The 15,072-nt window shown below is 45.7% G+C and carries 11 protein-coding genes; 5 read left to right on the top strand and 6 right to left on the bottom strand.

The window, feature by feature from the left end; genetic code table 11:
- Positions 1–97: 97 nt before the first annotated feature.
- Entirely contained in the window at positions 98–2,503 is a 2,406-nt protein-coding gene (locus tag A4R26_RS13910) for an ABC transporter permease (RefSeq protein ID WP_081164363.1), read from the bottom strand.
- A gap of 39 nt (positions 2,504–2,542) precedes the next feature.
- Positions 2,543–4,897: an ABC transporter permease gene (locus A4R26_RS13905; RefSeq protein ID WP_081164362.1), complete on the bottom strand. Its 2,355-nt coding sequence runs from the start codon at positions 4,895–4,897 to the stop codon at positions 2,543–2,545.
- Positions 4,898–5,068: 171 nt separating this feature from the next.
- Between A4R26_RS13905 and A4R26_RS13900 the strand changes: the two genes are divergently transcribed.
- The 5 genes from A4R26_RS13900 (at position 5,069) to A4R26_RS13880 (ending at position 11,721) form a co-directional block, all read left to right on the top strand.
- Positions 5,069–6,436: an MFS transporter gene (locus tag A4R26_RS13900; protein WP_081164361.1), complete on the top strand. Its 1,368-nt coding sequence runs from the start codon at positions 5,069–5,071 to the stop codon at positions 6,434–6,436.
- Entirely contained in the window at positions 6,423–8,297 is a 1,875-nt protein-coding gene (locus tag A4R26_RS13895) for an alpha-amylase family glycosyl hydrolase (protein ID WP_081164360.1), read from the top strand. The genes A4R26_RS13900 and A4R26_RS13895 overlap by 14 nt, the downstream gene beginning before the upstream one ends.
- Positions 8,298–8,427: 130 nt before the next feature.
- On the top strand, positions 8,428–8,814 hold the full coding sequence (locus A4R26_RS13890) for a hypothetical protein (protein WP_133054667.1): 387 nt from the start codon (positions 8,428–8,430) through the stop codon (positions 8,812–8,814).
- Between the two features lie 418 nt (positions 8,815–9,232).
- On the top strand, positions 9,233–11,146 hold the full coding sequence (locus A4R26_RS13885; RefSeq protein ID WP_081164358.1) for a LamG domain-containing protein: 1,914 nt from the start codon (positions 9,233–9,235) through the stop codon (positions 11,144–11,146).
- A gap of 212 nt (positions 11,147–11,358) precedes the next feature.
- Positions 11,359–11,721, top strand: a complete 363-nt coding sequence (locus A4R26_RS13880) for a hypothetical protein (protein ID WP_133054666.1) — start codon at positions 11,359–11,361, stop codon at positions 11,719–11,721.
- Positions 11,722–11,802: 81 nt separating this feature from the next.
- Here A4R26_RS13880 and A4R26_RS13875 read toward each other — a convergent pair whose 3' ends face one another.
- From A4R26_RS13875 to A4R26_RS13860, 4 genes are read right to left on the bottom strand one after another with little or no spacing between them, the layout of a single operon-like run.
- Positions 11,803–12,648 carry a sterol desaturase family protein gene (locus A4R26_RS13875; RefSeq protein ID WP_081164356.1) on the bottom strand — a complete coding sequence of 282 codons (846 nt, stop codon included), beginning with the start codon at positions 12,646–12,648 and terminating at the stop codon, positions 11,803–11,805.
- Positions 12,641–13,711, bottom strand: a complete 1,071-nt coding sequence (locus A4R26_RS13870) for an NAD(P)H-dependent oxidoreductase (protein ID WP_081164355.1) — start codon at positions 13,709–13,711, stop codon at positions 12,641–12,643. Before A4R26_RS13870 ends, A4R26_RS13875 begins: the two co-directional genes overlap by 8 nt.
- Before the next feature lie 35 nt (positions 13,712–13,746).
- Positions 13,747–14,442 carry a TIGR04283 family arsenosugar biosynthesis glycosyltransferase gene (locus A4R26_RS13865; protein WP_081164354.1) on the bottom strand — a complete coding sequence of 232 codons (696 nt, stop codon included), beginning with the start codon at positions 14,440–14,442 and terminating at the stop codon, positions 13,747–13,749.
- A gap of 21 nt (positions 14,443–14,463) precedes the next feature.
- Positions 14,464–15,054 carry a TIGR04282 family arsenosugar biosynthesis glycosyltransferase gene (locus A4R26_RS13860; RefSeq protein ID WP_081164353.1) on the bottom strand — a complete coding sequence of 197 codons (591 nt, stop codon included), beginning with the start codon at positions 15,052–15,054 and terminating at the stop codon, positions 14,464–14,466.
- Between the last annotated feature and the right edge of the window lie 18 nt (positions 15,055–15,072).

Below are 15,072 nucleotides of genomic sequence, written 5' to 3'. Positions count from 1 at the left end.
AAAAACTAACTTTTATCAGCGTTTTCGGCAATGCGTGTAGTAAAGTAGCCCCCGAACCATCGGGGCTTTGTTGTTACTGCCGCGTAACCAAACAAAACTACTCTGTTCGCAGGCTATTTACTGGGTTTGATATAGCGGCTTTTATCGATTGTACGCTTATTGTAACGATGGTTATCAATAACACGGCCATGGCAGCTAGCAAGAACAGCCCCGCGCCCATGGAAATGCGATGGGTAAATTTGAGCAGCCATTGGTGCATGAGCAGCCAGGCCAGTGGAAATGCAATTATAACCGCAAGCAGTATCAGTGCCAGAAAATCTTTCGTCAACAGTAATACGATCTGTTGAACCGAAGCCCCCACCACTTTCCGGATGCCGATCTCTTTTTGCCGTTTTTGTGCAGTAAAGGTGGCGAGGCCAAACAATCCCAAACAGGAAATGATAATAGCCAGTGCAGCAAAATACCGCGAGAGTACCGATACCCGCTGCTCTGCCGTATACAGGCGGTTATAATCATCATCCAGAAAGGTATACTCCAGGTCGAGCCCCAGATTGAATTTTTTATACAATGCCTTCAGGCTGGCAAGCGCCGTTTGCTCCTGGTCCGCTTTAATTTTGACAACCACATTCTGGTTATCGTTTGAATATCTTATAAAGAACGGTCCTATACTTTTATACAGCGATTCAAAATGAAAATCTTTCACAACGCCAATAATTGTTTTTTTCTTTCCCCACATGTCGACGATGGTCCCTACAGGTGATTTAAGACCCATGGCGGCAACGGCAGTTTCATTAAAGATAACGCTGTTACTGTCGGCCCCGAATTGGCGCGAGAACGAACGTCCTTCCGTTAATTGTAAACCCATTGTTTCAAGCAGATCATAATCCGCATCCACGCCGTCGAATTCAATCCCTTTCTGTTTGCCCGGCCAGCTGATACCACCTCCGCCGCTATGGTTACCGGTAAAGTTTCCGCTCATGGCAGCGGCATTTACAATACCCGGTAATTTTTTCACCTCCGTAACAAAAGGCCCAAGGCCGTCACGCAGTTTACCTTCATTGGCAAACTGAATGATATTATCCTTATTATATCCGAGGTTGCGGGTATGGATCAGTTGCATTTGTTTATACACTACCAGTACCGAAACAATAAATACAACTGATAAAACAAACTGAAACACCACCAGGCCTTTTCGTACCAGCAACTCGCCGGTTGAGGTTTTTATTTGTCCTTTTAAAATGGCGATGGGGTTAAACCCTGACAGGTACAATGCCGGGTAACTACCGGCAACGAGCCCGGTAAAAAGTGTAATGCTCAATATGGCCGGTATAAAACCACCGTTAAACGAAAGCTGAATTTGTTTTTCCGTTATGCTGTTAAAGGCGGGTAATAACAGGGCGACAATAACAATGGCAATAAGCAATGCTAATAAACTTAAAAGTATCGATTCGCCCAGGTATTGTAATATCAGTGAACGGCGGCTTGCGCCGGTAACTTTTTTTACACCCACCTCTTTCAACCGCCCGGCGGCCTTTGCGGTTGCCAGGTTCATAAAGTTGATACAGGCGATGAGAACAATAAAAATGGCAATGATCGAAAACAACCGCACATATTCAATTCTGCCACCGGCAATAACGCCATTCTCATAGTGGTTATAAAGGTGTTTGTTTGAAAATCGTTGCAGAAAAATATCGCCTTCCCATTTTGCATCCTTTTCGCCATGCGCCTGTGCATACTTCAACCTGCTGAAACCTTTGATCTTTTTATTAAAAACTTCAATGTTTACACCTTCTTTCAGGACAACATACGTATGGGGGTTATTGCTATACCATTTATCCAAACCATTATCTTCCCTGAATGTATCGTAGTAATGCGAATAGCTGAAAATGCAATCAAACTGCATGGAGGCATTAACCGGCGGCGCTTCAAATACACCGGCAATCACATACACCCCGTTCATTTTATCGGCCTGGTCCCAGGTAATGGTTTTGCCTACAATATTTTCGGTTGTATTAAATAATTTATGAGCAAGTTTATCAGAGATCAATACATTGCCTTTATCATCGAGTACGTTGTCTTTATTACCATACAGCAGGCGATAAGAAAAAACATGAAAATAATCGCTTCCCGCAAATTGAGCACTTGCCTTAGTAGGTTTGCCACCGGCATTAATGATGCCTTTATTCTGTCCATAATCATCCATTACAACAACCGGCACGGCATAAGCAATTTCAGGGATCTCATCCGCCATAGATTTCGCCAGCAAACCCGGAGTGGTTTCATGTGTATCAACCGAACCATCGGCATTAGGTGAGGTCTTTATAACCTGGTACAGCTGTTTGTCTTTTTCATGAAAGGAGTCAATACTCAGTTCATCCTGTACCCACAGATAAATGAACAGGGCGCAGGCCAGTCCGGTGCTGAGACCTACCAGGTTCAATATAGTAAACTGTTTATGTTTTAGCAGGTTGCGCCATGCTATTTTTAAATGTACAGGCAGCATGAATAATATTTTAAGATTCTATATGGTCATTATATGGGATCATTCTGTACGTAAGCTTTTTACCGGGTTCATTATTGCCGATTTGATTGAATGATAACTTACGGTAAGCAAGGTAACCAGCAAAGCGCATATGCCTGCTATGGCAAAGATCCACCATGGAATAGCGGTACGGTATTCGTAATGCTGCAGCCAGTTATGCATAAAATAATAAGCCGTTGGTATGGCAACGAATAAGGCGATGACCACCGGCACCACAAATTCTGTCGACAAAAGCCGCCATAAATTAAAGAGCGATGCGCCCAGTACTTTCCTTATACCGATCTCCCGGGTGCGCTGCTCAGTAACATATGAAGCGAGGCCAAATAATCCAAGGCAGGAAATGAAGATGGCCAGGATGGCAAAAAAGGTTGACAGGTTGCCAATTCGCATTTCATTCGAGAACTTTTTCGCAAATTCATCATCCACAAACTTGAACTCAAACGGGTTGCCTTCATTATACTTATTATATACCGCAGCCATTTTCACCAACGCCTGTTGTATGGGTGTATTGGGTTTTAACCGGATGGTAATAACACCCTGGTAACCGTCGAGGAAAAAAATTGCAGGCGGAACGGGGGTATAGGGCGACTGGGTGATCATATCATGCACTACACCGGCAACCGTATAATTTTTGCCGTTGTATTTGACCGTTTCACCAACAACGTTCTTAAGGCCGGTTATTTTTGCCCCGGTCTCATTCAACAGCACCGATGCAGAATCACCTTGCGCATCGGGCAAAAAATCGCGCCCTTCTTTTAAACGCCAGCCAATCGTTTTACCGAATTCCGGCGACACGGTCACTGTTCTGAAGTAGGCTACCAGGTTAGGATCCTTACCCCGCCAGTCGATGCTGTTGTTATTGGGAAAATATGCAGGCGAATGGCTTGAAAGCGCCACCCGCTCCACAATTCCGCTTTGCATAAGTTCATTCTTTATGGCATCATAATGCTTTCGCAACTGGGGGGTGTTCATTGGCACGGTGATGAGCCCATCGCGGTTATAACCTGTGGGCCTGTTGCGTGCATGTTGGATCTGGCGAAACACAATAATGGTGCTTATGATGAGTGTAATGGAAACCGAAAATTGTAATACAACCAGTACCCGGCGCGGCAGCGATGCAAATTTGCCCGGCTGTATAATTCCCTTCAAAACCTTTACCGGTTTGAAAGCCGACAAATAAAAAGCAGGATAGCTTCCGGCGATCAACCCGGTAAACAAAGTGAAGCCAATTGTGAACAGCCAGAATATGGGATTATTCCATACAATGGCGATTTGTTTATCGGCCAGGTTGTTGAAGAATGGAAGCGATAGCTGCACCAGCACAATGGATAGAAAAAAAGCGATAAAGGACATCACTACAGATTCTGCCAGAAATTGCCCGATCAGTTGCCCGCGTAATGAGCCCATCGTTTTTCTTACACCCACTTCTTTGGCGCGTATGGCACTGCGGGCCGTGGAAAGGTTCATAAAATTGATACAGGCAAGCAGCAATACAAAACCCCCGATGATGCCGAACAGCCATACAAAATCTATACGTCCGCCAACAGCTTCTCCGTTTTTGAATTCGGTGTACAAGTGCAATTTATCAACCGGATGCAGCATGATCTCCTCTTTCACATCTTTTATAAACGGGGTTGGTACCTGTTTGATGGTAGCGGTTGTTTTATCGAAATCAGCGCCATCGTTCAATTGTACAAATAACTGGCCGCAGTGGTTACTCCATGTTTCCTGTTTCTTAAGCCAGTTTTCGGGGTGTTCCCATGGCAGCAGTAACTGAATATTGTAAAAGCTGGTGTTATGCGGAAGGTCCTCATAAATACCGGCTACTTTCAGGTCAAAAGTATTGTTTACCCTGATTACTTTATTCAACGGATCGCTTTCGCCAAATGTAGCTTTGGCAAGCGATTGAGAAAGCAGAACAGAAGAAGGGTCTTTCAATGCAGCCCGATCACCCCTCACCATGGTAAGCGTAAACATTTGGGTAAAATCGGGCTGCACCCACATACCTTTCCGCGAAAACTTTTTATCGCCTGCACCAACCAGGTATTCGAACTCATATGACGTAAGCGAAAGATATTTAAACTCCCGCCCGTATTTTGACTTCAATGCATCACCCAATGGCATGGCCACTGTTTTACCGGTATATGTTTCTCCATCGCTGGTTTGGTTAAGCATTACCTGCGCCAGCCTGTTATGGTTGCTGAAATATTTATTGAACGAAACCTCATCCCATACCCACAAACCGGCTAATAAGGCCACCGCGATACCGGTTGCCAACCCCAGAATATTGATGGTTGAATGCAGTTTGTTCCTGAACAGGTTGCGGCGGGCAATTTTTAAATAGTTTGAGATCATGTGATTGGCATTTGATGCTTCAGACCAGTTGCCATAAAAATGCCGGAAATATAATCGTTTATAATCAACAATATATAATTTACCGGTTTATTTAACTGTACGGTTTTGATACGGTAAGTGTACGGAAAATAAGTAACTTACTCTCCATTACTCTCCTCAAAGCGATTGCATATGGAACCATCACCCATAGTATTGAATACAGAGCAGGCCATTCAGAGTAAACCCCGTTTCAACTTCTGGCAGATCTGGAACATGTGTTTCGGTTTCTTTGGCATTCAGTTTGGCTGGTCGTTACAAATGAACAATATGAGCGCCATTTACGAATACCTCGGCGCTTCGGCAGAACAGATCCCCGGCTTATGGCTGGCGGCGCCCATGACCGGCCTCATCGTTCAACCCATTGTCGGTTATCTCAGCGACCGTACCTGGCACCCACGGTGGGGTCGAAGAAGGCCTTACTTCCTGGTCGGCGCCATACTCAGTTCGCTTGCGTTATTCATTATGCCCAATGCGTCGGCCATCTGGATGGCGGCCGGCACCCTGTGGATCCTCGACTCATGCATCAATGTTAGCATGGAACCTTTCAGGGCATTTGTAGCCGACAACCTCAATGAACGGCAACGCCCGTTTGGTTACGCCATGCAAAGTATGTTCATAGGTGCAGCGGCATTCATAGCAGGTTTTCTGCCCGGTATACTGGTAAACTGGTTTGGCGTTTCCCGCACAACAACCGGGGGCGGCATTCCGCAAAACATCATGTGGTCATTCTATATTGGCGGTATTATGTTTTTAGCCGCTGTGTTATACACGGTATTCCGGAGCAGGGAATATCCACCCACCGATCCCAACTGGCGGCAACGGCTCGATGCGCAGCATGGCAGCGGCGTCGGTGGCGCCATTAAGGAAATTACCTCTTCAGTGCTCCATATGCCGGCGCAAATGAAAAGGCTGGCGCTGGTGCAGTTTCTCACCTGGCCGGGCCTGTTCCTGATGTGGTTCTATTACACAACCGGCGTAGCGCGCGATATTTTCAAGGGCGACCCCGATACTTCCAATGAAATTTATACCCGGGGCATTGAACATGCCAACGCCACTTCATCGATCCTCAACCTCGTTACATTCCTGTTTTCGTTAACGCTTTTCTTTTGGGTAGCCAAACTGGGTAAGAAAATGACCCATACTTTTTGCCTGCTCATTGGCGGGTTGGGTTTGTTCAGCGTAAAATATATCAGCGACCCGTCTATACTCTATGTAGCCATGAGTATGGTGGGTATTGCCTGGGCATCTATTTTGTCGATGCCCTATTCCATGCTGGCCGGGCATTTACCCGAAAACAAAATTGGCATTTATATGGGCATTTTTAATTTCTTTATTGTATTGCCCGAGATCATTGCGTCGCTGTTTTTCGGGAAGTTCATGGAGAACGTACTTCATAACGACCGGCTGCTGGCCGTACAAATTGGCGGCGGTTTACTAATGGCAGCAGGTATTGTATGCGCTTTAATAGTAAAAGAAAAAACAACCGATGAACTGCTGTAAAAGAACCCTCGCTTTTGTTACCTGTTTCTTTCTGGTTTTGCAATTGACAGCTCAGGACAGCCTTAACGTTTATCCCTCGCATTGGTGGGTGGGAATGAAAAACCGCAACCTGCAACTGATATTTTATAACAGGTTTAAAAACCTGTCTGTAGATAAAGGAGTAATTCAATCGGCTCACCCTGCCATAAAGATCAAAAAACTACACAAAGTTAGCAACCGGCATTACCTGGTGGTTGATGTAGAAATTGCCGCCAATGCTAAACCAGGCAAATATAAAATAAGCTTTGGCGGTATTATCAGGTCTGAATGGAATCATGTCTTTTTTGAACTAAAGCCCCGAAGCAAACAAAACGGCAAAACCCGCATTCAGGGAGTGAACAGCTCCGACCTTATTTATTTGAAAATGCCCGACCGCTTCAGTAATGGCGATGCCGGCAACGACCGCATAGCCGGACTGCGCGATCAAAGCCTCGACCGCTCCGATTATTTCAAACGCCATGGCGGCGATCTCAAAGGCATCCAAAACCAACTTGACTACCTGCAACAACTGGGGGTAACCGCATTGTGGCTAAACCCGGTGCTGCTAAACGATATGCCCGACCGCACCGAACATGGTTATGCTTTTACCGATCATTATACTATCGATCCGCGGCTGGGCGGCGCCAAAGCTTATCATGAATTGATTGACAGCCTGCACAAACGCGGTATGAAGATCATCCAGGATGCGGTGTACAACCATACAGGTATTGAACATTTCCTCTACCGCGATATGCCCGACAGCAGCTGGTTCCATTGGTGGCCCCAATATACCAATACTACCTACAAAGACCAGGTGCTGATGGACCCATACGCAGCTGCCATCGACAAAAAACGCATGAGCGACGGCTGGTTCACCGGCGTTATGCCCGATGTGAACCAGCACAATTCCTTCGTAGCGAATTTCCTTATACAACATGCCATCTGGTGCACCGAAGAGTTCGGGCTCGATGGCTGGAGGATAGACACCTATGCCTATAACGATCTCGCGTTTATGAACCGTTGCAACAAAGCACTGCTCGATGAATATCCGCAACTGCATCTCTTTGGCGAAACCTGGGTGCATGGCATCCCCAACCAGAGTTATTTCGTTCGCAACAAATACAACATCCCCTACAAAAGCAATCTGCCTGGGGTAACCGATTTTCAGCTGAACCTGTATGGTATTGTGCCTGCATTAACGCAGGGTTTTGGCTGGACGGAAGGGGTGAACCGCCTGTACCTGACGGCAACCAATGATTATGTATACACCGACCCAACCAAAAATGTGCTGTTCCTCGATAATCACGACCTCAGCCGGTTCTTCAGTATGGTAGGTGAGGATATTGCCAAACTGAAAATGGGTATCGCCTGGCTGTTGACTTTCCGCGGTATCCCCCAATTGTATTACGGTACTGAAATACTGATGAAGAACTTTGCCGATCCCGATGGCAAGGTACGCCTCGATTTTCCCGGCGGCTGGCCCGGCGATGCCGCCAATAAATTCGAGCCCGGCGGTAGAACGCCTGCCGAAAATGATGTATTTAATTATGTAAGCACGCTCGCCAACTTCCGTAAAACCTCAACAGCGTTAACCACCGGCAAACTGATGCAGTATGTGCCAGAGGATGGCGTGTATGTATATTTCAGGTACAATGCGCAGCAAACGATCATGTGTGTTATGAATGCCAGTGAGGGCGAAAAGCAGCTCGATTTGCGGCGGTTTGCAGAACGAATAAAAACCTACACCAAAGCGCGGAACATCACCGACGGTACCATCGCGGATATAACCGGCCGTTTCAGAGTACCTGGGAAAACGGTATGGGTAGGGGAGTTGCAGCCGTGAAGGGGAAGAGCCCCCTCGTTCTGCTGTATTTTCCCGGAACTACAAAAAAATAAAAAAAATATTCTCCGGTATACGATCTCTTATTGAGTTCGTCTTATAATTATTCATTCTTAATAACAAAGCTGAATTGGTGAGCATACTCGATGATCTCGCCGATTATGTAACCACAACCAGTAATGGCGATAAGACGATGCTGCTCAGCAGCGGCTTCGATATCACCGGCGATAAAGACCTTACACAGGCATTACCGCCCATCGGGAAGGTGGTTGTGGTGAGCGACCAATCCGGTCAGGCAACCACCCGGGTTAACAGGGTAGCCGGGGCGAGGTCATATGTACACCAGTACACCACCGACCCGTTGTCGCCCGATAACGTATGGATAAGTGAAACCACCACCGAGCGGGAACATACGTTCACTAACCTGAGATCGGTTGCCCGCTACTGGTTCCGCGTACTTGCCGTTGGAAAGGGTAAACAGGTCGTTTATTCGCCGCCTGTGGCCAGGGTAATTCAGTAGGCGCCGGTTACTGGTTACCGGTTATCGGGAAGTACAGCTGGCATTACACAGCTTCATAACAACCGGTTCTGCTTCGGTGGGGCCGGTTGTTTTTTCGTGGAATGTGACAGGTTGGGAAGTTGCCTGGATACAGGCATATTCCTCATTGAGTATTCGCGAAGCGGCAAGTTTGGTAGGTACGTCCGGACATGGTAAACATCTAACACTATCCACCCGCACAAACTTCATATCGTGCCATTGACCAGCCACTTAGCGTAAAGAATACAACTCAGTTTATTGATGGGGGTTATTATCAATAAAGAATAAGAGTTTTCACGCAGCCGGCCGGAATGAATATTACTTTTTATCCTTCACTTTTTTATTTCCTGCACATTACATATTATTTTTTGGCATTAATCTAACCTGAAAAACCTGACTCATGAGAAAACTTGTTTTTTTCTTTGGTCTTATTATTAATAATTGCGCATTAGCACAATCGAACTATGCTGTTAATAATGATGGTTCTAATGACTACGTTTCACTTCCAACAAGTGTTGCGGTAAGCCAGTTGAATACGTTCACCGTTGAGGCATGGGTGTATTGGAATGGCACGGGCAACGGATGTATTTACTCTGAAACCGTGCAGGGAAATAACAGCCCGATGTTCAGCATTATTCCCCGTAGTACAAATGGTGGCGGAATAGAATTGGTGTTGAGGGATAATTCCGCTACCGGTCTGGTAATGCAACCTGCAACAGCCACCGTAACGGCAAACACCTGGGTGCATGTTGCAGTGGTACGAACCTCGGCATCAAATATTAAAACCTATATCAATGGCGTGCTAAAAGACAATGCAACATTTACCGCTCCGGCCTCGTGGACTCCCACAAAAGTAAACGCCGGTGTTCGGTGGCGGGCCAGCCAGTCAGATTTTTTTGCAGGCAAAATAGATGAACTCAGAATATGGAACACGGCCCGTTCGGCGGCCGAAATAGTAGCCAATATGTTCAATAAAAACCTTGCAAACAATGCAACAGGACTGGTTGCTTACTATCGTTTCAATGAGGGCAGCAGCACCACCGCTGCCAATAGCTGCACCAATACCAGCGGTGCAGATGGAACACTGACTAACGGGCCCACATGGGCGGCAAGTCCCATTCAATTTGCAGGAAATGCCTTGCATTTTGATGAGGGCAATGACCGGGTCATAGCGCCTTTGCCCACTACCGCCACCAGCAATGTAACGATGGAAGCATGGGTGTATCACCAGGGAGGCACCGGTACCGATCATCTTATTATGGTAAATGGGGTCATGGGTTCCAATGGTTATGCTTTGTTTTTAAATACTTCACACAAATTGATCGTACTATTTAATGGCGTAAATACCTGGAATACGGGCATAGGCCTATCCACAGGCCAATGGACACACCTTGCTCTCGTTATTGGCACAACGGGTTTTACTTTATATAAAAATGGCGTGAATGTTTACTCCAATACCGGTACCCCGAATACGCCTTCTGCTAATTTTATTTTAGGGTTTAATACGGTTGCAAATGGTCAGCCATTTGGAGGTATGATCGACGAAGTGCGGATCTGGAACACGGCCCGTACCCAAACCGAGATACAAAATAACATGAATAGTGAAATTGCCCCTTCCACTTCCGGCCTTGCTCTGTATTATACGTTCAACCAGGGTATTGCGGCTGGTAATAACACGGGGCTTACCGCTTTGATCGACCAATCGGGTAACGGCAACAATGGTACGCTCACCAATTTTGCACTCAGCGGCAGTACGTCCAACAACCTAACGCAAAACAGCAACCTGGTTATTCTGCCGTTGCGGTGGATTTCCTTTATCACAACAAAACAATACAACAATGTATTGCTTCAATGGAGTACGGCACAGGAGCATAATACAAAAGATTTTCTTGTGCAGCACAGTATAGACAGCCGTAGCTGGACCAACGTTGCCACCAACGCTGCTACAGGCAATAGTTCTTCAATCAATAATTACAGTTATCTGCATACAGCTCCTCTACAGGGCATGAACTACTATCGCATTGTGCAAAGAGATGTTGATGGAAGATTTGGTTATTCGGTCATAAACAGTGTAAAGTTTAATACGAACAGGGAAGGGGTTCAGGTAATGAACAATCTTATTGCGAGCGGAATATTACTGGTAAAAATAACCGCATCCATAGCAACACCCGTTTCCCTGCATTCCGGTAATGGGAACCTGCTTTGGCGCAGGCAACTGGCTCCCGGCATACATAGCATCGATGTGAGCCGTTATGCAAACGGCATTTATCTTTTAAAAACGGGAGAACAAATAGAAAAGATAATAGTGCAGTGACCAATTATTAGTGTGAAGAAAGCCCACCCCATTCGCCGCCGCGTTAAAGAAATATAACTGCTCCATAGGATCGCCCGAATATTCAATGCCCTGATGAAGCAACTCAAAAATGATTCAAATTGCCAACAATATGAAACAAATTGAATAAGCGGTTATAGGAAGTCTCGGTAACTTTTGGATGGTTTAATCATTAATCATTTAAAAATTATCTTATGACGAGAAAGTCTTGCCTTTTGATCGTTGCCATTATTCTTAGTTGCGGATTGAGTATTAAAGCCACCTCCTCATTTAAACCCGTTACTTCCGCTCCCGGCCTGCATGCACCGGCTTTTGTCTGGACCTTCACCTACGCCTTCGGCAATGGCCCCATATCAGGCTTAAGCTGGTCGGGCAATTACCTGTATGTTTCTTCCGGCAATTACACGGTATATTCCGCGAACGGATACGCATTCCTTACCCCATCGACCCCGGTTTATTGTAGTGCCGAGGATAATGAAAACACCTACGTACAGGTTTATGTCACCGGCAGCCACAACGCTGTTTCATACTACGATTTCTATCGCTCTCAGCAATAACCGACTGCATTTCAGCATGAATACAATAAACGGGGCAGCATTTCTGCTTCCCCGTGTATTGCGCTGAAACCTAAGGCACGTTTATTCTTTTAATTGACTTACATTTCCTTCTGCATTTCGTTCGGCGTTCTTCCACTCGCGAATTTTCGTAAAAGGCAGCTTCAGCAAATTGCCGATCGTTAGCTCTTTTTCGTTTGCATACGCCGGCACGCCGGTTACTATTTCATGCTGGTGAAGATTTAGCCGGATAGTTCGGTGTATTCTGTCCCAAAAGGAAAATATGATCGAATAGTTGCTGTCTGTTTCAGTTTTTATCATGGAATGATGTACGCCATGCATTCTCGGCGTGACAACTATTTTATTCAAAAGCTTTTCAAACCGGAATGGAATTTTCATGTTGCTGTGATGAAACTGGGTGGCCGCTTCGAATACGATCTCATAAACAAGAACGGTTAGGGGTGAGGCGCCGGTCAGGAGCACTGCAGCGCCCCTGAAAAAAACGGATGCTATCATTTCTCCAAAATGAAACCTGAATGCGGTGGTTACATCGAGATCCAGGTCTGTATGATGCACCAGGTGAAACCGCCACATTAGCGGAAGCTTATGAAGTAAAATATGCCAGATGTAATTGCTGTAATCCAAAAGTAAAAAAGCTATGGCGAATTTTATGTATTCCGGGGCATTATAAAGGTAGTTCAGCCCGAAATGCCAGGCCTGATTGCCCGATGCCAGCCACAACATGGCGGGAATGAACAGGATCCTTAATAACGCAAAAGCCGGCAACGAAACTACAAAGTTGACGATGAGCCTTTGTATACGGCGTTGAACACGTTTTCTCAGCTGAAATTTTGTTTCAAGAAGAAAAAGTAGCAAAAATAGCCCTATCAATATAGGAGTGCCCAACTGATCAAAAATGGATCTAATCATCTCTCAATTTTTTTCCTTCCCCTTTTTTGGTCTGCCACACCGCATCCCGGTTTAACCCCAATTCCTCCTGTATTCGGGGCGACGAATGCTTTGGCGCCTTTCCCACCATCATTTCAAAATATCGAATGCCATCCTTTACATTGGCCCAAAAATGCTTTGGTGGTTTGTAGCCATAAGCCCGGTATTTATTTGGCGGCACTTTTCCTTTTTGCCGAACCAGGTTTTCAAAATCGCGCACCCAATTATCGAATGAAGTCATGAATTCGTTTTCGGTGATCATATCCTCTGCCTGGTTATCGCTGTACTTTTTTCCTTTTCCATTTGTACAGTGTTTCCATAAGCGATCGGGCACTTCTACGCCGCCATACCTGCATTGCCACACCAATGGCGCATAGGCATCCCGTTCATTTCCGAAGGGTTCTTTCCCCGGATCGAAATAATTTTTGTGTTGCAGGATATCCGGCCTGCCTGTTTCGTCCAATTCGTCGCCCCCTTCATCGCCATAACAAAAGAAGGCTGCCGTTCGGCCCTCAAGGTGGTTCAAACTTATCCGCTTCCATTCTTCGGTATGTTCCAGTGTCATTGCTTTTTCGGGATTCTTATGATCTATCGTTCTTTCGTCGGGGTTGCCACCGTTCATGCATACCAAACGGTCAAACAAAAGTTTCAGGTTACCGGAAGGCGCATACCAGTTTATCGGCCCGATGATCGCCCAGGCATCCGCCATATCCAGTCGCGCATACAGGTCAAGGTTCCACATCAGGTCGGGCTCTTTTTTACTGTTCTTTTCATAACAGTTACATGGCCATACACAGAGCGCCATCGAAGTAGATACACAGGAATTACAACTTTGAATTCTTTCCCGTGCATAAACATTTCCCAGGTCTTCATAATCAATTTCCCAATCCACCGGCAGCATGTCGGCCATCTTCAACATCAGGGCCCTCGATTTACTGTCAACACCGGGACAATTATATTGCCTCCTGTTCGACCCGGAAATGATCAACACCCTGAAAGGACGCTGTTCCGTTGGAAGTTTTGCGTTATCGTCGTTGGGTTTCATTATTCAGATTGTTTATAAGCGCAGCAATGTTCCTTTTACAATTTGTGGTTCCTGATAAGTTTTCTATGCATTTCAAGTAATTTCTCCTGAGAATACCCGAGATAATACAGCGCCCAGATGCGATAAAAAATACGCTGCATTCTAAACACGCCGTTGTCAAGGTATTTTCTTGCAGAAGTAGTGACATAATCATTCATTACTTTAAATTTCCCATGTCTTTTTATGCGATGAATGATCTCCTGGTCTTCCATCATCAACAGATCTTCCCTGAAACCACCTGCATTTTCAAACAGCTTCTTTGTCACAAACAAACTCTGGTCGCCGAAACGAACGGCATTTACGTCAAACCGGGTGAACCAGGCATTTGCTTTCAGAAACCAATGATCATGGTCAAAAGCGAGCCGAAAGCATCCACTTTGATAACCTTTGCTATGGGCATTAACGATGTCTGTACTAAATCTTTTCGGCGGAATGCTGTCTGCGTGCAGGAAATATAAGATCTTTCCTTTTGCCGCCGAGGCGCCCCGGTTCATTTGCTTTGCTCTTCCTTTATCACCAGTAACAACCTTTACACCTGCCGATTGTGCTATGGAAACCGTTCCGTCCTCACTTGAACCATCAGCTACAATGACCTCCTGGATTAAATTTTCCTCGTCAAGGTCCCATAACTTTTCTATGGTTGTTTTGAGGTGTGCCTCTTCATTGTATGCAGGTATAATAACGCTTATCATATTACCGCCGTTTCGATAACATTAAATATGTATATTTTTCAGGTCTTCTTCATGATCGATATCTGATAAAGCCGGAAGCAGGTGTGTTGAAATCTGCAATTGTTCACAGGCAGCAAGGGTTTGTTTCAACACCTGGTCAGTGCTCCATTGTATGTCATTGAATAACCCCGGGTAAAGTTTTTTCATTCCCAATAAATAGTATCCTCCGTCCTTCGCGGGACCGATGACCACATCGTATTTGTCGAGGCATTCGAAAGCTTCCGTAATAATCAGCGTGGTGAGCTCGAAACAATCGGTTCCTATGATCGCTGCCTTCTGATACCCTTTACCAAATACCGTGGCGAATGCATGGCGCATTCTTTCTCCCAGGTCATTGCCGGCCTGAACCTGCTTTTTATAAGATCTATCGTTCCATATATCACCCCCATCGATTTTTTCGGAGTAAAAGACCACCTTATCGAAGGGCAATCGTTCCGTAACGGCAACTGTATGCTCCAGCAAGAGTTCATAAACAGCCAACGCCCTCTGCCTGCCGATGGTGGCGGCGAGCCTTGTTTTTACCTGCCCATATACCAGGTTCCGTGCGAAGATCAGCAGTGCCTGTTTCATCATAATAAGGTTTAAATACAA

This window comes from Niastella populi (genome assembly GCF_002078015.1).
GTDB classification, from domain to species: domain Bacteria; phylum Bacteroidota; class Bacteroidia; order Chitinophagales; family Chitinophagaceae; genus Niastella; species Niastella populi.
Note: the sequence above shows the minus strand (reverse complement) of the source record. Positions and strands in the feature narration are given on the sequence as shown.

Bases quoted from the DNA above. Each gene is read 5' to 3' on its own strand.
- A4R26_RS13905 (WP_081164362.1), bottom strand. From the start codon at position 4,897: ATGATCTCAAACTATTTAAAAATTGCCCGCCGCAACCTGTTCAGGAAC.
- A4R26_RS13870 (WP_081164355.1), bottom strand. From the start codon at position 13,711: ATGAAACCCAACGACGATAACGCAAAACTTCCAACGGAACAGCGTCCT.
- A4R26_RS13900 (WP_081164361.1), top strand. From the start codon at position 5,069: ATGGAACCATCACCCATAGTATTGAATACAGAGCAGGCCATTCAGAGT.
- A4R26_RS13865 (WP_081164354.1), bottom strand. From the start codon at position 14,442: ATGATAAGCGTTATTATACCTGCATACAATGAAGAGGCACACCTCAAA.
- A4R26_RS13875 (WP_081164356.1), bottom strand. From the start codon at position 12,648: ATGATTAGATCCATTTTTGATCAGTTGGGCACTCCTATATTGATAGGG.
- A4R26_RS13860 (WP_081164353.1), bottom strand. From the start codon at position 15,054: ATGATGAAACAGGCACTGCTGATCTTCGCACGGAACCTGGTATATGGG.
- A4R26_RS13880 (WP_133054666.1), top strand. From the start codon at position 11,359: ATGACGAGAAAGTCTTGCCTTTTGATCGTTGCCATTATTCTTAGTTGC.
- A4R26_RS13885 (WP_081164358.1), top strand. From the start codon at position 9,233: ATGAGAAAACTTGTTTTTTTCTTTGGTCTTATTATTAATAATTGCGCA.
- A4R26_RS13910 (WP_081164363.1), bottom strand. From the start codon at position 2,503: ATGCTGCCTGTACATTTAAAAATAGCATGGCGCAACCTGCTAAAACAT.
- A4R26_RS13895 (WP_081164360.1), top strand. From the start codon at position 6,423: ATGAACTGCTGTAAAAGAACCCTCGCTTTTGTTACCTGTTTCTTTCTG.